Source organism: Sphingomonas sp. AC411 (assembly GCF_979253035.1).
Map to the genome: position 1 here is coordinate 3,265,516 of NZ_CEEDAQ010000001.1, position 22,102 is coordinate 3,287,617.

Sequence of the window (22,102 nt, forward strand, 5' to 3'; positions counted from 1 at the left end):
GCGCTAGCGCTTCGGGAGGACGTCGCCTAGATACGCGCGCATCATGGCCAGAATAGAAACCCCGCGCCGCATCCGTGGCACCCAGGACATTTTCGGCGACGAGCAGCGCCGGTTCGCGCACGTCCTGTCGACGTTCGAACGCGTGCGGGCGCTGTATTGCTTCCAGCGCGTCGACATCCCGGTGTTCGAGTCGACCGCAGTATTCGCGCGCTCGCTCGGCGAGACGACCGATGTCGTGTCGAAGGAGATGTACACGTTCGAGGATCGCGGCGGGGACTCTTCACGCTGCGCCCCGAGTTCACCGCCGGCATCGCCCGCGCGTACCTCACCGAAGGCTGGCAGCAGTTCGCACCGCTGAAGCTCACCACCAGCGGCCCGGTGTTCCGCTACGAGCGCCCGCAAAAGGGCGTTTCCGGCAGTTCCACCAGATCGACGCCGAGGTGATCGGGGCTGCCGAGCCGGCGGCGGACGTCGAACTGCTCGTGCTGGCGGACCAGCTGCTGCGCGAACTCGGGATTTCCGATGGCGTGACGTTGCAGCTCAACACGCTCGGCGACGCGGCGACGCGCGATGCTTGGCGCGAGGCGCTGGTGGCGCATTTCGAGGCGCATCGCGGTGAGCTTTCCGAGGACAGCCTGACCCGACTCGAAAAGAACCCGATGCGGATCCTCGATTCGAAGGACCCGCGCGATCGCCCGATCGCCGACAGCGCACCCGACATTGACGCGTATCTCACCCCGGAAGCGCGCGCCTTCTTCGACGCAGTGACGGCCGGGCTCGATGCGGCCGGCGTCGCGTGGGAGCGCAACGCGCGGCTGGTCCGCGGTCTCGATTACTACCGCCACACCGCGTTCGAGTTTGTGACCAATCGGTTGGGCTCGCAGGGGACCGTGTTGGCTGGCGGACGCTATGACGGGCTGATCGGCTCGCTCGGCGGACCGGAAACGGCGGGCGTTGGCTGGGCCGCGGGTGTCGAGCGTTTGGCTATGCTGCTGGAGGAGCCGGCGGCGGCAACGATCGACGCGGTCGTCGTGCCGATGGGTGCCGAAGCCGAAACGCGCGCAACCGGTATCGTCGCGGATCTCCGGCGCGCGGGCGTGGCGGTCGAAATGGCGTACAAGGGCAAGATGAAGGCGCGGATGGCGAAGGCGGATGCGCTCGGCGCCCGGTTCGCGATCATCATCGGCGACGACGAACTCGCCAAGGGCGTTGCTGCGGTGAAGACGCTCGGCGCGGGGACGCAAGCCGAAGTCGCGTTCGCCGATCTCGCGGAGGCGCTGCGATGACCCGCTTCGTCATCCTGACGAAAGTCAGGACCCAGGGTCACGAACGCTGCGCCCCGTTACCCTGGGTCCCGGCTTTCGCCGGGATGACGGAAGGGGTGCGCGCGTGACCCAAATCTCCCCGACCGCATCCGCGCGATCGAGGCGCGGCGTGACGAGCTGCAAGCGCTGATGTCGACCGGCGACCTCCCCTCGGACCGCTTCGTCGCGGTGTCGAAGGAATATGCCGAGCTCGAGCCCGTCGCGCAGGCCGCCACCGAAGTGCGTCGGTTGCGGCAGGAGGCCGAGAGCCTCGCGTTCATGGCGGACGATGCCGATGACGAACTCCGCGCGATGGCGTCCGAGGAGCTGCACGAGAACCGCACGCTGCTCGAAACCGCCGACCGCAAGCTCGCGCTCGCGTTGTTGCCGCGTGATGCCGCCGACGAGCGCGCCGCGATGCTTGAAATCCGCGCCGGCACCGGCGGCGACGAGGCGGCGCTGTTCGCGGGCGACCTGTTCCGCATGTACCAGCGCTATGCCGAATCGCAGGGCTGGCGGGTCGAGATGATCTCCGGCTCGTCGTCCGACGCGGGCGGCTTCAAGGAAGTCGTCGCCAGCGTCACCGGCCAGGGCGTGTTTGCCAAACTCAAGTTCGAAAGCGGCGTCCACCGCGTCCAGCGCGTGCCGACCACCGAGGCCGGCGGCCGGATCCACACCTCGGCGGCGACCGTCGCGGTGCTGCCCGAGGCGGAGGAGGTCGACGTCAAGATCGATGACAAGGACCTGCGCATCGACGTCTATCGCTCGTCGGGCCCCGGCGGCCAGTCGGTCAACACCACCGACAGCGCGGTGCGGATCGTCCACATCCCGACCGGCCTGACCGTGATCCAGCAGGACGAGAAGTCGCAGCACAAGAACAAGGCCAAGGCCCTCCGCGTGCTCAGGACGCGGCTGTACGAGGCCGAGCGCGACCGGCTCCATGCCGAGCGGGCGGGTGCGCGGAAGTCGATGGTCGGCTCGGGCGATCGCTCGGAGCGGATCCGGACGTATAACTTCCCGCAAGGCCGCGTGACGGACCACCGCATCAACCTGACTCTGCACCGCCTGCCGGAGATCGTCGCGGGTGAAATGGACGAACTGATCGGCGCACTGGTCGCGCAGGACGAGGCCGACCGCCTTGCGCAACTGGATAGCTGAGCCCGCCCCGGCCGCAACGGCATTCCCCTTCCGCTTGCGGGAGGGGTTAGGGAGGGTGTCCCACAAACGCCGCCGCCCGGTGACGGCCCCTCCCCGACCCCTCCCGCAAGCGGAAGGGGAGCAGTAAGCGCAGCCATCGCCACCGCCGCCGCGCAGTTCGCGTTCTCCGCCACCCCGCGCCTCGACGCGGAACTGCTGATGGCGCACGCCCTCGGCGTCGAGCGTAACGCCGTCCTCCTCGACCCCGACCGCTACACCGTCCCCGCCACCTTCGCCCCCTCGTCGAACGCCGCCTTCGCCACGAGCCGATCGCCTACATCACCGGCACCCGCGGCTTCTGGTCGATCGACCTCGCCATCGGCCCCGGCGCGCTGGTCCCCCGCGCCGACAGCGAAACGCTCCTGATCGCCGCCCAAGCGCACTTCGCCGGCCGTGCCCCCGCCACCGTGCTCGACCTCGGCACCGGCCCCGGCACGCTGCTCCTCGCCACGCTCGACGAATGGCCCGCGCAAGGCCTCGGCGTAGACTATTCCCCCGAGCGCTCGCCTACGCCCGAGCCAACGCCGCCACCCTCGGCATGACCGATCGCACACATTTCCTCCGCGGCAGCTGGGCCAGCGCCATCTCGGGCCAGTTCGACCTGATCCTCGCCAACCCGCCCTACATCGCCACCGACGAGACGCTCCCGCGCGAAGTCCATGATCACGAACCGCACGCCGCTCTGTTCGCCGGCCCCGACGGGCTCGACGACTACCGCATCCTAGCCAAGCAACTCCCCGCGCTGATCGCCCCCGGTGGCGCAGCGGTGATCGAGATCGGATCGACGCAAGGCCCGCCCGTCACGGCACTGCTCGATGCGCAAGGTCTGTGCGTCGCGCTCCACCACGACTATGGCGACAACCCCGCGCGCTGGTCGCGACCAAAGCCGCCACTTGAAGAATATGGCGCGAATACGTACATTTCGCTTGTAGTAAGCCCGTTGGGGCCGCTATCACGCGGGCAGGGGCACGCACTCTCGACATCATGGTCGGTTTTGAGCGTTGACCCGCATCCTTCGCCTTGAAGTCGCTGCAGTCCGGCGACCCTGGGAAGTCCGACCAGCGATCTCGAACGGATCATCGCTGCGCGGCGGGGGTTTGCACCGCATTTCGGAGCACGACCAGATTTTGGTTCGACGACTGAGGACACAAGCTTGATCAACAACCGGCAAGCCGGCCGCCGTCGCGGTCGTGGCAACAATAATGGCGGCGGTGGTGGCGGTGGCGGTCAACGCCAGGGTGGCGGCGGCGGCCAGAACGGTCGCGACACCGGCAACCGCATCGACAGCCGCGCGCGCGGCAACGCGAGCCAGCTGTACGAGAAGTACAAGAACCTCGCGCGCGACGCGCAGATGCAGGGCGACCGCGTCAACATCGAATATTATCTGCAGTTCGCGGACCATTATTTCCGCGTCCTGAGCGAAACCCGCGCCCGCTTCGAAGAGAGCCAGCCGCAGGCGCAGCAGCAGCCGCGCCGCCAGCAGCCCTTCGATCTCGACGGCGACGACGATTACGGCGACGAGGGCGAACCGATCCGCTCGGGCGAGCAGCAGGGTGGTCAGGCTTCGGCTGAGCAGAACCGGGCCGAGCAGAATCGTGGCGAGCAGCAGAATGGCGGCCAGCAGAGCGGTCAATACTCGAATGCGCCCCGTCAGAACCGCGACAATCAGAATCGCGAGGACCGCCCTCAGCGCGAAGATCGCCCGCGGTACGAGAACAACCGCTACGAAGGTCAGCGCAACGACGGCCCCCGCAACGATGCTCAGCGCAGCGAAGGCCAGCGCGAGGACCGCGTCCGTGGCGACAGCCAGCGCAACCAGCGCAACGCCCCCGCGATACGCAGCAGCGCGACGAGCGTAGCGGCGAAGAGCAGGGGCAGGCTCGTGAGGCCCAGGCCCGCGAGAACCAGTCCCGCGACAACCAGGCCCGCGAGGAGCAGGTCCGCGAGCCGCGCAGCGACTACCGCGATGCGCCGCAGCGTGAGACGACCCGTCGCACGCCACGCGTGAGCGCGCCGATGGCCAACGCCAACCAGGATTCGGAAACCGACACGCTGCGTTCGGCGACCGAGACCGCTCAGCCGACCGAAACCGCCGAAACCACGGCGCCCGTCGCTGCAACCGAGGAGCAGCCCCGCCGTCGCGGTCGCCCGCGCCGCGATCGCAGCCTCGACGCCCCCGCCGCTCAGGATCAGGGTGCGCAGGACCAGGGTTCGCAGGACGAGGGCACGCCGACCGCGTTCGACGCTGACCGCCTGCCGCCCTCGCTCGGCATTTCGGCCACCGTCGCACCGGCACCGGCCCCAACATCGGCAGCCGAAGCGGCTCCCGCAGCCGACGCCGGCACCGAGGAAAAGCCCCGCCGCCGCCGCGTTCGCGCGGTGCCCGACGAGGTTCAGGCCGGCTGATCTCGACCGCCCCGGATTGATCCGGCGAGTATACCTCGCCGACATGCAAGGTCTGTCATCCCCGCGGAGGCGGGATGAGTGCCTATTCATTCCCGGGCGAACACCAAAAAAGGCCGGTACCGCATCCCGCGGTACCGGCCTTTTTCCGTATCGGGGGGCAGGGGATCCTCGAAGTCGATCCCCTCGCACACTGTCGTCGCGGTGGATCAGACGCGATGATCTCCGCCACCAGAGATCTTCTAAACCCCCTCCCTGGAAGGGAGGGGCTGGGAAGTGGGTAGGCCAGCTTGAGCCATCACCATTGAACCACCCGGACACCCCCGACGCGACCTGACAGAAACGGTAGAAGATCAGCAGGCAACACCCAGCCCGAAGCGGATCGTCCTCGCACACAGCGGCATAATCCGCCCGCTCCCGACCCGGAACGGTCTACCCAGCGCGAACCGGTTCCCCGCGCTGTCGGCCAAAGTTCGCGACTCCGAGCGCCACCCCCGAAACACGCCGCCCGACCACCCGGTCAGCCCCTATTCCTCAGCGCCGCGCGCGCTCGACTAAGCCCCACCAACGCTCAGGAATACGCCCGCCAGAAGAACACGATCGTCGTCGCGATCGTCACCAACAGCGTCCAAATGCGGATCACCTGCGGCGATAGCAACAAACCCAGTCTCGCGCCGTAATGCCCGCCGACGATCCCGCCGATCAGCATCGGCACGCACAGAGCCCACACCACCATCCCGGTCGCGATGAAGATGATCGTCGCCGCAAGATTAGCCACCGCCAGCATCAGCGTCCGCGGCGGTGCCAGCGTCGCCGGCGTCGCGCCCGACAGCAGCCCCCACGCGGCGGTCAGCATCAGCCCGACCCCGCCCCCGAAATAGCCGCCATAGATTCCCAGCAGCGCCTGCACCGCGACCAGCGACTTCGGCCCGATCTCGACCCGCGACCGGAGCCACAGCGACGCACGCGTCCCGAACGCGATCGCCAGCGTCGCGAACAGCAACAGCCACGGCACGATCAGGTCGAACGCGCGCGCCGACGTGGCCACCAGTAAGAGGCTGCCCACGAGTCCACCGACGAAGGTGATCCCCGCCATCGTCTTCATGCTGACGCCGGAGATCCGCTGGAGCCCGTGCCGATACGCCCACGCGCTCGCCATCGCACCCGGCTGGAGCGAGACATTGCTGGTCGCGTTGGCGAAGGTCGAGGGCACGCCAAGCCCGATCAGCGTCGGCATGGTCGCGAAGCTGCCACCGCCCGCCAACGCATTCATCGCACCGCCGAGAACACCCGCCCCTGCCGCCAGAGCGACCGCACTCCACTCAAGCAAAAGCGTCGGACTCGACAGCAGCCTCACGATCGAGTTGCGCGCGGCTCTTCTTCTCCGACGCGGTCTTCAACTGGCCGCACGCCGCATCGATGTCACGCCCGCGCGGCGTCCGCACCGGCGCCGAGATCCCCGCGCCGAACACGATGCTGGAGAACGACTTGATCCGCTCCGGCGTCGAGCACTCGTATGCCGCGCCCGGCCAGGGATTGAATGGAATGAGGTTCACCTTCGCCGGCAGCTCGTACTTCCGCAGCAACCGCACGAGCTCGCGCGCATCGTCGTCGGAGTCGTTCTTGTCCTTCAGCATCACGTACTCGAACGTGATCCGCCGTGCGTTGTTCGTGCCCGGATAGTCCGCGCACGCCTGCAACAGCTCCTCGATGCCGTATTTGCGGTTGAGCGGCACGATCTCGTCACGCACTTCCTTGGTCACGGCGTGCAGCGATACGGCCAAATTCACGCCGATCTCCGCGCCTGCGCGTGCCATCATCGGCACCACGCCCGACGTCGACAACGTGATCCGCCGCCGACTGAGCGCGAGGCCCGCCCCGTCCATCACCAGCTTCAGCGCATCGCGGACGTTCTCGAAATTATACAGTGGCTCGCCCATCCCCATCATCACGATGTTGGTGAGCATGCGGCCCTCGGGCTGGCTCGGCCATTCGCCCAGTGAATCGCGCGCGAGCATTACCTGCCCGACGATCTCGGCCGGCGTCAGGTTGCGGACCAGTCGCATCGTGCCGGTGTGGCAGAAGGTGCAGTTGAGCGTGCAGCCGACTTGGCTCGACACGCACAAGGTGCCGCGATCCGCGTCGGGGATGAACACCATCTCGTAATCCTGCGCGTCGTCAGACCGCAGCAACCACTTCCGCGTGCCGTCGGTCGACACCTGCGCCTCGACCACATTGGGCCGGCTGATGACGAAGCGCTGCTCGAGCCACGGATGCATCGTCTTCGAGATGTCGGTCATCGCCGAGAACTCGGTCGCGCCGCGATTGTAGATCCAGTGCCACAGCTGCTTGGCGCGCAGCTTGGCCTGCTTCTCCTCGAGCTGCGACGTCTCCAGCGCCATCCGCAGATCGGCGAGCGACAGCCCAAGCAGATCGATCCGCCCGTCGCTGCGCGGCACGAAGCTGCGGGGAACGGGCACGGGATCGATGTGCCCCGGAATAGGCATGAGGTTCGCGGCGGTCTGCATGGAGCGAGCCCCTAGCGGAATTTCGCCGATTTTTCTAGCCTGCTACGCCCGGGCTCCGTCAGCGCGTAGCCAGCAGATCCCGATAGGTGGCGTCGACCGCCTCGACCATCGTCTCGCTCGTGTATTTGTCGATGAATCGTGCATGACCCCGCTCCCCCACTCCGCCAATCCTGCAGGATCCAGCGTTTCGAGGAGGTGCCGCAGCGCGTCGACGTTGTTCGAAGGAAACGTCAGGCCGAAGCGTCCGGCATCCAGCGTGTCGTTCAAGCCCCCGCGTCCGACGCGATCACGGCTCGGCGGACGCGCATCGCCTCGATCGCGACGAGACCGAAGCCTTCCCAGCGCGAGGGGACGATGATGGCATCTGCCGCCATCATCTCCGAAACCACGCCGTTACGGTCACGCCATCCAACATATTCGACAAAATTCGGCGTGATCTGGCCGATCTGCGGCGCGACGACGGGTTGGCCGACGACGCGCAATGCATAACGATCGCCTAGCCCTGCAATCGCTTCGAGCAGCAGGTCGAGCCCCTTTGCCGGTCGAACCTGCCCACGAACAGCAGCTTGATCCGATCGTCGTCCCAGCGCGCCGGAGCCACTGGCGGGGGCGTCTTGCTGATCGCATTGTTGATCACCACGAGCTTCTCGTCGGGCAAACCCACACCGCGTGCGACGTCGCATTCATGGGGCGAGATCAGGATGATACGGTCGGCTTTCCGCGCGAGATAGCGTTCCACGGCGATGATGAACCGTTTGGCGCGCGGCGACACCTGCATGCTGAACGCCCAGCCATGGGGGCAGAAGATCATCCGAGGCCAGCGTCCGAAGCGGCCGAGCCGCGTAATCACGCCGGCCCCGAACGAGTGGGCGTGGACGATCTCGGGTCGTATCTGGCGGCGTACGCGGCGATAGGCGAAGAACAGCTTGGCCATGCCGAGCAGCCGGTTGGGCCGATCGAAATATTCGAACCGGATACCGCTTTCGAGCAACCGCGGTTCGATGTGATCGCGGTGCTGTTCGGGCATCAAGAGCGTCAGCGCTTCGGGTCCATAACGCTCGGCCTGCGGTGTCAGCAACTCGGCAAGAAAACTCCCCGTGCCGCCGATGATGCTGTCGCAGACGTGCAGTACGCGCGGTGGGCGGTCGTCAGCGCGCGTTCGGCTCGGGGACGCCATGCGATCAGACCAGGACGGTGCCGGTGATCGGGATGCCGTGCTGGTCGAGCACTTCGATCAATCCGCGCACGACGTTCCGCTTGGTGAAATGCTTGCGGATAACGATGACGGCCGTGTCGAAGCCGGTCAGCGCGTCGGCGATGCTCGTGGCGCCATTGGTCGCGTTGACGACGGTGGCCGCGATCAGCTGGCTGGCCGAGGTCGCGATCGCATCGTGCTGCTCGATCAACGAGCGTTGCTCGACCGCCTCGCTACCGCCGGAGGTCTCCGCTCCGGTCCCCGAAACCAGCAGGCCCGGGATCGCGGTCACCTGATGCTCGGCATGATCGGCCAGCTGGAACAGGCTGGCAATCCGTGGATGCGCGCGGTTCGCGTCGACGATCACCGTCTGCGACCCGGCCTGTGCCATCACCACGCCAAGGTTGGCGGCCAATACGGCCAATGCCTCGTCGCAATCGATCCCGATCAGCGCGCACGCGCGTGATCCGCGATCGCTGTCGGCATAGCTTTGGAGGATCGAGCTGCGGATCGCTCGTGCTGCGACGACATAGGGCGTGTCGCTGGCATAGGCAGCCACGACCAGCGGATCGACGCTGCCTGGTGCGACGACATCGGTCGGGCCGGTGTGCGTATCGCGATCGAAACCGGCCGTTGCCGGACCTGTGGTCGAACGAAGCCTCACGCCATTGCCTCCTTGCGGGGGCTCGCCAGCCCGTGGTGCCGCTTTTGATGTCGGTCATGTCGGCGATCACGTCGAGGTCGAGCGCGCTCGCGGTGCCCGACGGCGTACGCAGCCGGGGCGCCAGCATTTCCTGACCGATCGCAGCCGCCAGCCCCGCGCCTGCCCCCATCACGATCGCCGCGATGATCCACAGGATCAGGTTCGGCTTCGAAGGCAGGGTCGGCGGTACCGCACGATCCAGTCGGCTCGCATTGGCCTGCGACACCTCGGATTGCAGGGTCGCCTCGTTATAGCGCTGACGCACGGTGTCGTACGTCGCCCGCGCGGCATCGACGTCGCGCTGCAACACGTTCAACTGATCCTGCACGCCGGACAGGGCGAGCATCCGGGTCTGCTGCGCGGCGAGGTCGGCACGAATGCTCGATTCCCGGCGACCCGCGGCCGAGCTGGCGGCGGTCAACGCCTGCGCCTGGACCGACCGCGCAGAGGCGAGCTGCCCACGCAGAGCCGACAGCTGCGCATTGGCGGCGAGCATGTCCGGGTGGTTCGGCCCGAGCGTCTTGGACAGTTCGGCAACCTTGCCGGCCTGAAGACCGCTCTCGCGCTGAAGGTCCTGGACGATCGTCGACTGGGCGACCTCGGGCTGTGCGGTCGAGCCCGATTTGGACTGCGCGACCGCGGCGGCGGCCTGTGCCGCGACGAGTTCGGTCGACAGGTTGCGGACGCGGTCGGCCTCGACGTCCATCCGGTTCATGCCGACGATGCCGTGCTGGCGCTGAAAGTCGGACAATCGCGACTGCGCGGCCTCCAGACGATCGCGGACGTCACGGGTTCGTGCGTCGTACCATTTGGCGTTGCCGCGCGCGTTGCCGCTGCGCAGCGTCACCTGCTTGGTCAGGAACGTGTCGACGATCAGGTTCAGCGTCTTCGCCGCCGCCTCGGGCGACTTGGCGGTCAGGCTCAGCCGGATGACGTTGCTGCCCTTCTCGCTGCTGATCGCGAGATCGCGGCGCAGCATCGTGAGGCCGTTCTGGTTGCGCTCGGTCGGGGTATCGCCCAGCGCCGCGCTCTGGAACTGCGGGCTGCGTTGGACGACGTCGCTCAGGACGGCATCGCTGCGGATGATATCCTGCTGCGTGCCGATCACCGATTCGAGTACCGAGCTGTTGTCCGAGCCGTTGGCGCTGTTGGCGCTGACGGGATCGCGCTCGGTCAGATCGACCAGGATCGACGACGTCGCGGTATAGGCGCGGGGGCGGGTGAAGCCGAGTGCGGCGATGGCGAGAAACACTACCCCGCCAACCAGCAGGACAAGACGGATCCGATGCCGGATCGCGCTTATCAAATCAGCGAAACTGATCACTGGTCACGCACTCCTCGTACCAAGACATTACGCAAATCGTCGAACCCGGTCGGCTTGATCCGCGCGGGGTCGATCCTGCGATTATAGACAAGCAGATAGAATTGCGGCGCCAGCGTATCGTCGAAGTAATAGCTGCCTTCGATCGCGCTGGCATGAAGGATCGGGCTCAGTGCCGCGAACGCCGCGGCGATGGTCGCGTCGTCATGACCATCCTCGTTGAGCACCAGCGTCACCTCGTCCCGCTCGATCCGCGTCCGCATCGCCGCGGCAAGGCAGATCACCGCGATCGCCATTGCCGTCGGCTTGGGCAGGCGCTGGAGATCGACGACCAGCGCCGCGGCGCGCGGGCTGAGCGCACCCCATTCGCTATACGCATCGAGCAGACCCTGCTGGACCAGCGTGTCGTCGATGTGATCACGACCCGCGCGGCTCGCCGCGATCGCGCAGTTCGCGCCGAACAGACGCAGGTGATACGGCGATCCGACCGCCGAGCGGGCGATCTTCATCGCCGCATCGTCGTCGATCGTCAGCCCCGCGGCGTCACAGCAACGGACCAGCAGCGCTTTCAGCTGTTCGGTCTCGATCCCGCCGATCGGTACCGACACGATATGCCGACGCAGCGAGGGATGCCCTTCGATCAGGTCCTCGAGATTGGCAGCGATGCCGACCGCGACGATCCGGACCGGCGACCGCATGTCCGACAGCAGCTTCATCAGCGCCGCCATCTCGGTCTTGGTCGCGTGCGTCTCGATCCGGTCGAACTCGTCGAGCACGAAGATCGTCGGGCGACGCACCTTCTCCGCGAGAATGGTCGCCATCTGGCGCGCGTCGAACGGCGCGGTCAGCAAGACTGGACGTCGACCCGCCGAATGCCTTCGCCGGGGATCGACAGAAGTTCGACGAGATAGGGACGGCAAAGTTCGGAGAAGTCAATATCGCCGCCGGCCAGATTGTAGAGCACGGTCGCGCCGGCCTCGTCCGCCATGTCGCCGAACACGCGTGCCAGCGACGTCTTGCCCGAGCCGCGCGCGCCGAACACGATGCCATGCTTGCCATGTTCGAGGACCGCCTCGACGAGCCGGTCCAGCTCGCGCGCGCGCCCGGCCAGACCGGCGCGATTCTCGACCGGCATGCCGGCGTCGAACGCGCTATGGATCCGCGTCCGCCCCGAACTGAGCGATCGCGATGGCGAGACGGCGGGCGCGGGGCCAGCAGGGATCGCCGCGATCGGCCCCGGATGCGCAGGCACGGAGGCCGCGTTGCCGGGAGCCGCGCGAAGGTCGGGCAGGCTGGATAGGGGCGGCTCGGGATCGAGCAGGCCCGACAGCCAGTTGCCGAGGCGTGCGAAGAAACTCACGGGTGGCCTTTCCGCGCTGTCGAGTTGAACGGCGCCGCCCCGAGCGAGATGTTGGCGATCAAGGGCGTGGCGATCGAGGGCGTAGCGATCGAAGTGATGGCGAAAAAGGTCATCGCGATCAGAACCACTTTTCCTTGATGACCAGCACATCTTCGGGCTGAACCGGCATGTCGAGGTCGGGCTTGTCGAGCTTCTGCCCGCCGCGCCGCACTTCGATCCGCTTGACCGAGCCAGCCAGCGTCGGGCCCCTGCGAGCGCCAGTGCCTGACGGAACGTCATGCCCGGCTGGACCGGGAACGCACCGCCCTTGTTCACTTCGCCATACACGTAGATCGTCTCGGCGGTCGGGACGAACAACGTGTCGCCGGGCTGCACCATCCGCGATGCGCCGCCGCTGAGGTCGGCGAGCGAGATGCGCTGTGGCTGGCCACCGGCCGGGGTCAGGATCACCGCATTGGCACCATCGATCCGCGGTCCGCCGGCGCGCGCGACCATCGCCGAGACGGTGTAGGGGCGATCGATCGGGTACAGCCCCGAATTGGGGACCGCACCCAGCACGGTCGCCGTCTTGCTGCTGTACGCCGTGATCTCGACGTTGATCGACGGCTTGCTGAGATAGCCACCGCGCACATAGGCCTGCGACAATTCGGTGCCGAGCTGCGCCGTCGTCTTGCCCGCCGCCTGGACGACGCCGAGATACGGCGCGGTGATCGTGCCGTCCGCACGGATCCGCGTCTTCGACGACATCGCTTCCTGCCCGAAGACGGTCACTGCGATCTCGTCGTTCGCGCCGAGAACGTAGGAACTCGCCGCCGTCCCGGTGGCACCCGGCGAGGTCGCACCTGCCGAGGTCGAACCGGGGGCCGTCTGCGCCGGAGCAGGCTCGGCGGTCTGGGCGTGCACAGTCTGGGCGAGCAGAACCGCCGACAGCGCGAATGCGCCAGCCAGGCGTACGGAGTGCCAGCTACCTGTCATGATGTGCCTCGTCATTAGATCAGAACCTGTACGATACGCCTGCCGCAACGCGGTCGGCATCATAGTTGTTGAGTCCGGTATTGGTGCGGCGCGACGTGCGCTGCGCGTCCAGAGTCAGATTGAGCCGCTCGCCCATGGCACGGGTCAGGCCCAAAGTCAGGCTTGAAAAGCGGTCGCTCGAAAAAGGTGCTGCGATTACAAGGGGATCGCCACGAAACTGGCGCCGCCCGAGAACTGCGCCACCGCGCAGGAGCGTCCGCTCGGCAAACCGCCATTCGGTGCTGAGCGCATAATCGGTCTGCACGGTGAACCCGGCCGGCACGAGCGAGTCGTTGACGATCCGTCGTCCGGCCTCGCCCTTGAACAGGATCCGCGGGATAGGGCGGAACACCAGGTCGATATCCCAGCCCGCACCGCGATACGGACGGACATTGGCGCCCTTGCTGCTCGCCTGCAGGTAATGCAGATCGACCGACATCTCGACGCGGCTGACGACCGCGCGATTGAACGTAACGCCGGCCTCGTCGATCCGGTTGACGACGCCGATGGTCGGGCGATCGGCGCGCGAATAGCGATAGAAGAGCGCCGCCTGTCCCAGGCTAGGACGCGCATAGCCGATGCCGCCCGCCGCCGACACGAGCGTCTGGTCGGCAAAGTTGAACAGCGTGTCGTTGCGGGTCGTCCGGCGCGATAGTTCGGCGAGCGGAAAGAAGCCGACCGCGCGCGGGCAGCTGGCCTTCACCGCCAAGGTCGAGAAGGTCTGGAAATTGTCGATCGGGCCGTTGATATCGCCGTAGTCGGCCTGCTGGCGGGTCAAGCGCAGGTCGGGCTGGATCTGGCAGATGCCGGCGATCCGGATCGTCCCGCTGCCCCTGATATCGGCGCGCACCCGGCTGCGATCGGTGTTCTGCGTATAGAAACTATACCCGAGGTCGCCGTCGACACGCAGATCGTTCTGCCCGAGCTGACGCTGATACGAGGCGCGGAGCGCGGGCGTGACGATGATGTCGTCGACCGGGGCCGCGCGATCGTCGCTGGTACGGAAGATGTTGTCGTCATACGCGACCTCCGCCGTCGGCGTCACGCTCAGCCCCGGCTGGTTGACGCCGGAGGTGCCCAGCAGCGGGATCGGGATCAACGGTACGCCCAGACGTTCGGTCTGCGCGACCGCCGGATGCGGCATCGCGAGCACCGTCACGCCGAGCGTCTGCGCGACGACGCCGAACAGCGTGGCATTGCCCAAGAGTCTGGCATTTTCTTTGCCGCAACGCAGCATGGACCGACGAGCAGGGGGGCGACCGAACATGGAGTCTGCGTGCCTTCTCATATTCACGACGTCAAGACGCCCGGGTCGATGCGGTCGTGACCATCCTTTGAGGTCACGCTGCACCGCCGCATAAACGTTTAATTCTGTCCGGACTATTAACCGCATCTAAAATCTTGGGAATTAGCGCGTAGCCATCAAAGAGGGAAAGATATGGCTCGCCGTTTTGTGCCGCTGCTGAGTGTGTTGCTGGCGTCGTGTGGCGGTGGCTCCGATCCGTCTACCGAAGCGGTCGTGACCGTTCCCGTAGCTGCCCCGACTCCTGCGCCGACTCCTGCGCCGACTGCGACTCCGACTCCGGGCGCGGGCGATGCCAGCGCGCTGCCGGTCGATTCAGGGGCGACCGCGATCGTCTTTGCAGGTGCCGATCTTCCGGTCCGGACCACGCCCTATATCGTCGGTGCGGCGACCCATTTCTCCTATGCGGCCTTGGCTGGCTACGATCCCGACAGCGTCGCGCAACGCTTCGCCGATTCGGGCATACGCGCGTTTCGCGAGGATCTTTTCTGGAACGCGCTGGCACCCGACTGGGACGTCGATGGTGCCCATCTGCCGACGCCGCTGGTGACGTTCCTCGGCAAGAGCAGCGCCCGCCCGCTTTATATCCTCAACAACGGCAATCCGTGGATACCCGGTGCCTCGCCGCCGGTCGGGGATGTCGGGCAGGCTGCGTTCGCGATCTATGCGCAGCATGCGGTGGCGGCGACGGGCGGTCGCGACGCGCTGTACGAGATCTGGAACGAGTGGAACCGCAATGCGGTTCGCGACAAGCCGGTGCTGGTCGGTCCCGGCGATGCCTCGGACTATCGCGCCTCGCTATATTACGCGCCGCTCGCCGCGCGTACGACCAGCGCGATCAAGCAGGTGGCGCCTGGTGCCAAGGTATTGGTCGGCGCGGCCGGGGACGATCCGGGCTGGCAGTGGACGCTCGACGTACTGGCGCGCGGTGGTGCCGCGCAGGCCGATGGCGTGTCGGCGCATATCTACAATCACTGCGCCAGCACCTCGAACCGCACCGCGACCGAGGCGATCGGCCGCCTGGGTACGCTTCATGCCAAGGTCGCCAGCGCGAATGGCGGGCGCGACCTGCCGGTCTACGTGACCGAATGGGGCTGGCCCTCGGGCACCGCGTCCTGTTCGGTGAACAACGCGAAGGTGGCGACCAACGTCCCGCAATTCCTGCTGCACACCGCCGCGCTGCCCTGGGTGGCGGGCAGCTGGTATTACGAAACCAAGGATTCGGGCTCCGACCCCACCAACATCCAGCATAATTTCGGGCTCTACGACGCCAATTATGCCGCCAAGGCCGCGCAATGCGCGTTCGCCGACGCCAGCGCGCTCATCGCCGAGGCCAAGGCGATGGCGGTGCAGACCGTTGACGGCGGCCTGACGGTGATCAGGGTCACGACGCCCCGCGGTCTGGCGATCGTCGCGTGGAGTGCTGTGTCGGGCCGTCAGGGGCGGGTCACGGTCGGCGGCACGGCCGCGTATTCCAGCCGCACGCTCTGCCAGGCATCGGGCGCGGCCACTGCCGATCGCAGCGTCACGGTCGGCGAGATGCCCGTCGTCATCGACGTCCCCAACGTCAGCCGCCTGGGAGTCAACGCCCGCCTGCTATGAGGAACCCCGAGTCCGAGCGGCCCCTGCAACTCGATCGACGCTAGCGCTTGCTCGCTGCGATCTGTTCGAAGGCGCCGATCATCTGCTTGGCCAGCCCGTCATAGTCATAGCGCTCGGTCTGCTTCGCCGCCTGCTCGCGCAGAACGAGCAGCTGTTCGGGGCGGTCGAGCACATCGACGATCGCCGCGCGCCATTGCTCCGCGTCGCCGGGGGCACCAGCATGCCGTTGACGCCGGGCTCGATCAGTTCGGGCAGGCCACCTTTGTCGCTGCCCATGACCGGCAGCGCGTTGACCAAGGCCTGGAACACGACGCCCGGCGAGTTTTCCGCCCACAGCGACGGCACGACCAGCAGGTCGCTTTCGGCCATGATGTCGGCGACGATCTGTTGCGGGACATGGCCCTGCATCGTCAGCCATGGACGCTCGCCATAGGTCGCGCGCAACGCGTGATCCTCCGGCCCCTTGCCGAGCACGGTGAGATGGAAGTCGTAGGTGGCCGACAGCTGGTCGAGCAGTTCGAGGAGAAAATTGATTCCCTTGGTCTTTTCCAGCCGCCCGACGAACAACAGCCTGACCTTGTCGGCCGGCGCGTGCGTCACGCGCGGTGCAGGATAGCGGTTCGGATTGAGGATGTGGAAGCGCGGATAGTCCTCGATCGGCAGCAGCGAAGAGATCGTGTCGAGGTTGGATTGCGACGGCGAGATGAAGCCCAGCCGCGGGATCTCGCGCAGGAAGCCCATCTTCACCTTCGAACTCAGGCGACAATTGGTGCATTGCTCGACGCATTCGTCGCTGCCGCGGAACATCGTCGTCCGCAGGCAGGCATAAGCGAGATCGTGCAACGTGATCGCAGTCGGAATGTCGTGGCGGCCGATGACCTTCAGGCCATTATAGCCGAGGCCCGAAATCCAGTGGATGTGGATGAAATCCGGCTTGAAGTCGTCGATGACCTTCTCGAACATCGCCTCGTTGCGCGGGTCGTAATGATCCTGGGCATGCCAGATCGGCTTCTTCCAGCCAGGCGCCTGGCTGGCCCTGAACACCGGATAGATGTGCGGCGTGTTGACGCGGTACAGCGTGTAGCCGTCCTGCGGCGTGGCCCAGCTTTCATGCTCGACCATCGGCGCCGCAGTCAGCACCGCGGCTTCGTGACCATTGGCCGCGAACCAATAGGTCAGGCTGTGAGCGCACAGCTCCGCGCCGCCGATCACGTAGGGCGGATAGAATGCGGAGATGCTCAGAATGCGCATCGCGTCCCCCTTCGCGGGTCCGCGGCGCAACGATGTGACGGGTCATGACGCGCCGACGATCCGGGCCGGCACGCCCACCGCGACCGCGCCGTCGGGCACGTCGCGCAACACGACTGCATTGGCGCCGACCATGGCTCCCTCTCCGATTGTGACCGCTCCGATGATCGCGGCGCCTGCCGACAGATAGGCTCCGCGTCCTATTCGGGCATGCCCTGGACTGTGCGAATGTCTAGAGCCGATCGTTACATTCTGCAAAATAACGACATTCTCTTCGATCGTGCAGACGCCCACGACGATTCCGTACGGATGGGGGATATAGAGCCCCGCTGCCACGGTACAGCCGATTGCGATCTCTGACCCGAATTTGCGACAGGTCCACCACCACCAGATGCGCCGCAACGGCCGACCGACGACCGGAATACGCGCCAGCGCATCCTGGATCCGTCGCGCCAGCACGAACTGGAACCCTTGCGTCAACAGCACCATCCGCACCGCGAACGCCGGGGTGAGGGGGTCGATTCATGATGCGCGAACAGCGCCAGATCTCGCCGGACCGCAGCCCGAAAACCGACTGCCCCGCCATTGCCCTCGGTTGTCATGAACGGACGATACCCTTGTTGCTCGCCAGCATTCCCAGGCGGTGGAGATGTTTTTGATGCATTGCGGCAATCGCAAAGCCCCGCAAGGCCATGCCGATGAACTTGTACCGTTTTTTGTAAGAATCGAGCAAGCGTTGGCCGTTTTTCGCCGCGTCGAGGCACTTCGTGGTTGCAGGAAGTGGTGGCGACGCGATACCGCACGTGCGAAGTGAACATCGATGACGTGGCATTTTCGGTGGATCATGGTTCGAATTCGGCAACGATCGACCGGGACGGCAACAGTCCGCGGGCAATTTCAATCAGCGGCATCATGGCTGTATGCATGACGGCATGGCCGCATGGAACGATCCGAAGGGTAGCATGCGCATTCTGATCGTAAATACGTTGTATCCCCCGTCCTCCGTGGGCGGAGCGGAGCGTTCGGTCGCGCTGCTCGGGCGGGCCGTGGCGGCACGGGGACACGACGTTCATGTCGCCTCGCTGCACGACGGCGACGCGACCCTCGAGGAGCAGGACGGGCTGGTAACGGTCCACCGCTTGCCGTTGCGCAATATCTATTGGCCGTTCCGCCCCGACCATCGCCCGTCAAAGCCCGCGCGGCTGCTGTGGCATCTGCGCGACCGGCGCAATCGGCGGGCGACGCGCGACCTGATCGCGCTCGCCAAGCGGATCAAGCCCGATGTCCTGCACACCAACAACCTGCAGGGCTTCTCGACCGAGATCTGGCACTGGGCGCGCGCGAACGACATCCGGATCGTCCACACATTGCGCGACTACAGCCTGATGTGCGCGCGCGCGGCGCTGTACCGCGACCGCAAGGATTGCGTCGAGCGGTGCGGCGATTGCCGTCTGCTCACCGACCGCAAGAAGCACAACACGCCGCTGGTCGACGCGGTCGCCTCGAACAGCCGCTATGTGATCGACACGCACGAGCGGCACGGCTTTTTCCGCGATACGCCGAGCCGGGTGATCTTCAACATCGCCGACGTCACCTCGGTGGTGTCGAGCCTGGAACGGCCGGGACGCGAGGATGCGCCCGGACTGGTGTTCGGCGTGATCGGCCGGGTCGAACCCGAAAAGGGCATCGAGGTCGTGCTGACCGCGATCACCGGCGTCGAGGGCGACTGGCGGCTGCGGATCGCGGGCGGCGGCCAGACCGACTATATCGAGGGGCTCAAGGCACGCTATCCCGATCCGCGGATCGACTGGATGGGGTTCGTCAAGGCCGACGCCTTCTACGATAGCATCGACGTGCTGATCATCGGTTCGACCTGGCCCGAACCGCTGCCGCGCACGATGATCGAGAGCCTCGCGCGCGGTACGCCGACGCTCTATTCGGACGCCGGCGGCACGCCTGAGATCGGCCCGATGGCGCCGCTCGCCGAGATGTACGCCAAGGACGATCCGGAGGCGCTGGCCACGCAGATCCGTCGTGCGCTGGCCGATCCGGTCGCATGGCGCGCACGGCGGTCCGCCGACCCGGCCTTGCTCGAGCAATTCTCCGAAGGTGCGGTCGCCGGCCGCTATATTGCGCTCTATTCCGGCGATACCGGCAACACGGCCAGCTGACAGGACGCGCCGTACCGACCGGCCGGTCGGTACGGTTTCAGACCGTCGCGAGCGCCGCGATCAGATCGTCCGCACTTGCCGCCCAGGTATAGGCGTTCGCGCGTGAGACGGTCCGTGCGGCGAGGGTTTCGACCAGCGTGTCGTCGCGCAGCATCCGCTCCATCCCCGCGGCGATCGAGATCGACCGACATCGGATCGACGTACAGCGCCGCGTCGCCGCACACTTCGCGCACCGGCGGGATGTCGCCCGCCAGCACCGGCCGACCGAAGCGCATCATCTCCAGCGGGGGAATCCCGAACCCTTCGTACAGGCTGGGGAAGACGAGCGCACGCGCACCGCGATACAGCCCCATCAGCGCGGCGTCGCTGATCCGGCCGGGCAGGATCACGCCGGGCGGTACCGTATCCATGCCGTTCTGCGCGAAGGATTTGACCGCCGCGCCGACCAGCACCAGTCGGTCGTCGGGTTGCGCGACTCGCGCGAACGCCTCCAGCGCGCGGGGCAGGTTCTTGTTCGGCGCGAACGACCCGACGAACAGCATGAAGCGGCCCGGCGTCAGACCGAGCTGGTCGACGATCGCCGTGTCCGGCACGATCGCATCGACATGGTCCGCTGCATTGGGGATGACCGGGATCGTCGTGGGGTCGAGGCCGAGCACCGCGGCGAGCCGATCGCGCGAAAAGCCGGACACGGTCGCGATCCGCGAGCGACGCGCGATGAGGCGCCCCAGGGTGCGGTGCATGGTCCGATACGGCCGCGAAAAGTTGCCGGGAAGGTCGTAGACGAGCGCGTCGTGGACGACGGTCAGCGATCGCCGCGGCAGGACCGGTCCGGAATTGCAGAGGTTCAATAACGTCGAGCCGTGCGCCGCTCGGGGCAGGTGGAATTGCTCCCAAGCATGGCCGCCACCTTTACCAATCGTCCGGGCTGAAAAATGGGGCCATTCAGCGGGAGCGGCAACGCCCGGCGGGAGCAATATCGTCCAGCGCGGCGGCTCTGCGCCCTGTGCGATGCGGTCATGCACCTCGTTCAGCAGCATGCGGGCAAATCGTTCGACGCCAGTGACCGAGCGACCCAGGAAGCGACCGTTAACCCCAATCATCGTCTATATTTTCCAATTCTGTCCGTCGATAAGCACGGCGCGACGCCATCTGGTTGCCGGTTGGCCGCGCGGCGTCATGGTGCGTCGCTTAGGCTGATTCGGTGACCTCGTTCAGCTTTCATGAGGTCCAGTCCGGCTATAACGAGCGATTGATCCACAACGGGCCAACCGCTATCATTGTTGCGTCGCAGCGAAAACCGGTCGGTTGACCAGTGGCCGATTTTCTAGGGATTTAGTCACGCGATGGAAGTAGCCATGGAGCATGTCGGCGAGATTTCGTTGGCCGGTGCACTCCACCGACGCAATTTGCGATTGCGGCTGTATTGCCTGCTGATCTTCACGGATCTGCTGGCGATCTCGATCGGCTTCGCGATCGGCAGTTTCGTCCGCGGCGACAATTGGCTGTCGTTGAGCGGGATCGATCTCGCCTATCCGGTCCTGCCAATCTACCTCCTGATCGCCTTCAACAATAAGGCGTATTCGCGGCCGGCGATCACCAGCGGGTCGGAATCGATCCTGCGTGCGATCGTGCCGTTGGCGATCACCGGCTTCGCGCTGTTGACGCTGATCTTCTTCGTTCAGGCCGGCAACGAGATTTCCCGGGTCGCGTTCGCGATCGGTTTCGGCGGCACGATGATCCTGATGGCCGGGTTCAGGATGGCCATCGTGATCGTCGTGCGTCGTACGGCAGCGCCCAAGTTGGTGGCAGAATTGCTGATCGTCGACGATGTCCCGCGTGCCGAATGGAACGAGCGTCAGGTCTGCGACACGATCTTCGCGGCAGAGGCCGGGATCGAGCCCGACATGGGCAACCCGCACATGCTCAACCGTTTCGGCCAGATGGTCAGCAAGTACGAGCGCGTCGTCGTCCAATGCCCGGCGGATCGCCAGCTTGACTGGTCGCTGCTGCTGCGTGGCGCCAATGTCGACGGCGAAATTCTGTCGCCCGGCTTCGGCAAGCTCGGTGTGCTCGGGCTCCAGAACTTCAAGGGCCGGCAGACGCTGCTCGTGGCGCGTGGGCCGCTGAGCTATACCGACATGGCCAAGAAGCGTGCGCTCGATATCATCGTGACGCTGGTCGTGCTGATCGCGATCTCGCCCGCGCTCATCCTGATCGCGCTCGCGGTCAAGCTCGATCTCGCCTGGTCCCGTGCTGTTCCGCCAGGAGCGGATCGGGCGCGGCAACCGCATCTTCCACATCCTGAAATTTCGCTCGATGCGAGTCGAGAATTCGGATTCACGCGGATCCACCTCGACCCAGCGCGACGACAAGCGGATCACCCGCGTCGGTGCGTTCATCCGCAAGACCAGCCTCGACGAGATCCCCCAGTTCATCAACGTGCTGCTCGGCGACATGAGCCTGGTCGGCCCGCGCCCGCATGCGCTGGGATCGCTCGCAGGGAACCAGCTGTTCTGGGAAATCGATCGCGAATACTGGCATCGCCACGCGCTGAAGCCCGGCATTACCGGCCTGGCGCAGGTTCGTGGCTTTCGTGGCGCGACGCACCGCGACGTCGATCTCAAGAACCGGCTTCAGGCCGATCTCGAATATCTCCACGACTGGAGCCTTATGCGCGACGTGACGATCCTGTTCCGGACGATGAACGTGCTGGTCCACAGCAACGCCTATTGAGCCCGTATTCCGGGCGA

General features: G+C 66.2%; 18 protein-coding genes and 3 pseudogenes. 8 read left to right on the forward strand and 13 right to left on the reverse strand.

What is annotated here, in order from left to right:
• Positions 1-43 precede the first annotated feature (43 nt).
• The 5 genes and pseudogenes from hisS to AC0IX7_RS16805 all read left to right on the forward strand — a co-directional run bounded on the left by hisS (position 44) and on the right by AC0IX7_RS16805 (position 4,907).
• Positions 44-1,286 (forward strand): annotated as a pseudogene (gene hisS, locus AC0IX7_RS16785) (histidine--tRNA ligase).
• Between the two features lie 123 nt (positions 1,287-1,409).
• Positions 1,410-2,462: pseudogene (gene prfA, locus AC0IX7_RS16790) on the forward strand (peptide chain release factor 1); the annotation flags it as partial.
• A gap of 135 nt (positions 2,463-2,597) precedes the next feature.
• A pseudogene (prmC, locus tag AC0IX7_RS16795) lies at positions 2,598-3,398 on the forward strand (peptide chain release factor N(5)-glutamine methyltransferase).
• A 256-nt stretch (positions 3,399-3,654) separates the two neighbouring features.
• A complete protein-coding gene (locus AC0IX7_RS16800; protein WP_471812944.1) occupies positions 3,655-4,509 on the forward strand; it encodes a DUF4167 domain-containing protein in 855 nt (284 codons plus the stop codon).
• Complete coding sequence (locus AC0IX7_RS16805) at positions 4,506-4,907, forward strand: hypothetical protein (protein ID WP_471812945.1); 402 nt, start codon at positions 4,506-4,508, stop codon at positions 4,905-4,907. The genes AC0IX7_RS16800 and AC0IX7_RS16805 overlap by 4 nt, the downstream gene beginning before the upstream one ends.
• A 568-nt stretch (positions 4,908-5,475) precedes the next feature.
• Here the strand turns inward: AC0IX7_RS16805 and AC0IX7_RS16810 are convergent.
• The 9 genes from AC0IX7_RS16810 to AC0IX7_RS16850 all read right to left on the reverse strand — a co-directional run bounded on the left by AC0IX7_RS16810 (position 5,476) and on the right by AC0IX7_RS16850 (position 14,229).
• Positions 5,476-6,234, reverse strand: coding sequence for a sulfite exporter TauE/SafE family protein (locus tag AC0IX7_RS16810; protein WP_471812946.1), 759 nt, complete (start codon positions 6,232-6,234; stop codon positions 5,476-5,478).
• Positions 6,227-7,432 (reverse strand): dual-specificity RNA methyltransferase RlmN, encoded by a 1,206-nt coding sequence (gene rlmN / locus AC0IX7_RS16815; RefSeq protein ID WP_471812948.1) that lies wholly within the window; start codon positions 7,430-7,432, stop codon positions 6,227-6,229. The genes AC0IX7_RS16810 and rlmN overlap by 8 nt, the downstream gene beginning before the upstream one ends.
• 263 nt (positions 7,433-7,695) lie before the next feature.
• Positions 7,696-8,019: a glycosyltransferase gene (locus AC0IX7_RS16820; protein ID WP_471813923.1), complete on the reverse strand. Its 324-nt coding sequence runs from the start codon at positions 8,017-8,019 to the stop codon at positions 7,696-7,698.
• Positions 7,929-8,609: a glycosyltransferase gene (locus tag AC0IX7_RS16825; RefSeq protein ID WP_471812949.1), complete on the reverse strand. Its 681-nt coding sequence runs from the start codon at positions 8,607-8,609 to the stop codon at positions 7,929-7,931. The genes AC0IX7_RS16820 and AC0IX7_RS16825 overlap by 91 nt, the downstream gene beginning before the upstream one ends.
• 4 nt (positions 8,610-8,613) lie before the next feature.
• Positions 8,614-8,919 carry a hypothetical protein gene (locus AC0IX7_RS16830; RefSeq protein WP_471812950.1) on the reverse strand — a complete coding sequence of 102 codons (306 nt, stop codon included), beginning with the start codon at positions 8,917-8,919 and terminating at the stop codon, positions 8,614-8,616.
• Positions 8,861-10,654: a GumC family protein gene (locus AC0IX7_RS16835; RefSeq protein ID WP_471812952.1), complete on the reverse strand. Its 1,794-nt coding sequence runs from the start codon at positions 10,652-10,654 to the stop codon at positions 8,861-8,863. Before AC0IX7_RS16835 ends, AC0IX7_RS16830 begins: the two co-directional genes overlap by 59 nt.
• Positions 10,651-11,502: a hypothetical protein gene (locus tag AC0IX7_RS16840; RefSeq protein ID WP_471812953.1), complete on the reverse strand. Its 852-nt coding sequence runs from the start codon at positions 11,500-11,502 to the stop codon at positions 10,651-10,653. Before AC0IX7_RS16840 ends, AC0IX7_RS16835 begins: the two co-directional genes overlap by 4 nt.
• Positions 11,496-12,986, reverse strand: coding sequence for a polysaccharide biosynthesis/export family protein (locus tag AC0IX7_RS16845; RefSeq protein WP_471812954.1), 1,491 nt, complete (start codon positions 12,984-12,986; stop codon positions 11,496-11,498). Before AC0IX7_RS16845 ends, AC0IX7_RS16840 begins: the two co-directional genes overlap by 7 nt.
• Before the next feature lie 19 nt (positions 12,987-13,005).
• Complete coding sequence (locus AC0IX7_RS16850) at positions 13,006-14,229, reverse strand: hypothetical protein (RefSeq protein WP_471812956.1); 1,224 nt, start codon at positions 14,227-14,229, stop codon at positions 13,006-13,008.
• Between the two features lie 234 nt (positions 14,230-14,463).
• Between AC0IX7_RS16850 and AC0IX7_RS16855 the strand changes: the two genes are divergently transcribed.
• Positions 14,464-15,930, forward strand: coding sequence for a hypothetical protein (locus tag AC0IX7_RS16855; protein WP_471812958.1), 1,467 nt, complete (start codon positions 14,464-14,466; stop codon positions 15,928-15,930).
• Between the two features lie 78 nt (positions 15,931-16,008).
• Here the strand turns inward: AC0IX7_RS16855 and AC0IX7_RS16860 are convergent, their stop codons facing one another.
• Together AC0IX7_RS16860 and AC0IX7_RS16865 are read right to left on the reverse strand one after the other, a co-directional pair.
• The gene (locus tag AC0IX7_RS16860; protein WP_471812960.1) at positions 16,009-17,181 is read right to left on the reverse strand and encodes a glycosyltransferase; all 1,173 of its coding nucleotides are present in this window, start codon (positions 17,179-17,181) and stop codon (positions 16,009-16,011) included.
• Between the two features lie 42 nt (positions 17,182-17,223).
• Positions 17,224-17,664: a serine O-acetyltransferase gene (locus tag AC0IX7_RS16865; protein ID WP_471812961.1), complete on the reverse strand. Its 441-nt coding sequence runs from the start codon at positions 17,662-17,664 to the stop codon at positions 17,224-17,226.
• 476 nt (positions 17,665-18,140) lie between these two features.
• Between AC0IX7_RS16865 and AC0IX7_RS16870 the strand changes: the two genes are divergently transcribed.
• Positions 18,141-19,349 (forward strand): glycosyltransferase family 4 protein, encoded by a 1,209-nt coding sequence (locus AC0IX7_RS16870; protein WP_471812962.1) that lies wholly within the window; start codon positions 18,141-18,143, stop codon positions 19,347-19,349.
• Here the strand turns inward: AC0IX7_RS16870 and AC0IX7_RS16875 are convergent.
• Both AC0IX7_RS16875 and AC0IX7_RS16880 read right to left on the reverse strand, forming a co-directional pair.
• A complete protein-coding gene (locus AC0IX7_RS16875) occupies positions 19,316-20,389 on the reverse strand; it encodes a glycosyltransferase family 4 protein (RefSeq protein ID WP_471812964.1) in 1,074 nt (357 codons plus the stop codon). The two genes, AC0IX7_RS16870 and AC0IX7_RS16875, sit on opposite strands and share 34 nt — an antisense overlap.
• 237 nt (positions 20,390-20,626) lie before the next feature.
• Positions 20,627-21,637, reverse strand: a complete 1,011-nt coding sequence (locus AC0IX7_RS16880; RefSeq protein WP_471812966.1) for a hypothetical protein — start codon at positions 21,635-21,637, stop codon at positions 20,627-20,629.
• Between AC0IX7_RS16880 and AC0IX7_RS16885 the strand changes: the two genes are divergently transcribed.
• Positions 21,603-22,085, forward strand: coding sequence for a sugar transferase (locus AC0IX7_RS16885; RefSeq protein WP_471812967.1), 483 nt, complete (start codon positions 21,603-21,605; stop codon positions 22,083-22,085). The two genes, AC0IX7_RS16880 and AC0IX7_RS16885, sit on opposite strands and share 35 nt — an antisense overlap.
• Positions 22,086-22,102: the final 17 nt, after the last annotated feature.

Bases quoted from the DNA above. Each gene is read 5' to 3' on its own strand.
- AC0IX7_RS16860 (WP_471812960.1), bottom strand. From the start codon at position 17,181: ATGCGCATTCTGAGCATCTCCGCATTCTATCCGCCCTACGTGATCGGC.
- AC0IX7_RS16875 (WP_471812964.1), bottom strand. From the start codon at position 20,389: ATGCTGCTGAACGAGGTGCATGACCGCATCGCACAGGGCGCAGAGCCG.
- AC0IX7_RS16855 (WP_471812958.1), top strand. From the start codon at position 14,464: ATGGCTCGCCGTTTTGTGCCGCTGCTGAGTGTGTTGCTGGCGTCGTGT.
- AC0IX7_RS16870 (WP_471812962.1), top strand. From the start codon at position 18,141: ATGCGCATTCTGATCGTAAATACGTTGTATCCCCCGTCCTCCGTGGGC.
- AC0IX7_RS16845 (WP_471812954.1), bottom strand. From the start codon at position 12,986: ATGACAGGTAGCTGGCACTCCGTACGCCTGGCTGGCGCATTCGCGCTG.
- AC0IX7_RS16825 (WP_471812949.1), bottom strand. From the start codon at position 8,609: ATGGCGTCCCCGAGCCGAACGCGCGCTGACGACCGCCCACCGCGCGTA.
- rlmN (WP_471812948.1), bottom strand. From the start codon at position 7,432: ATGCAGACCGCCGCGAACCTCATGCCTATTCCGGGGCACATCGATCCC.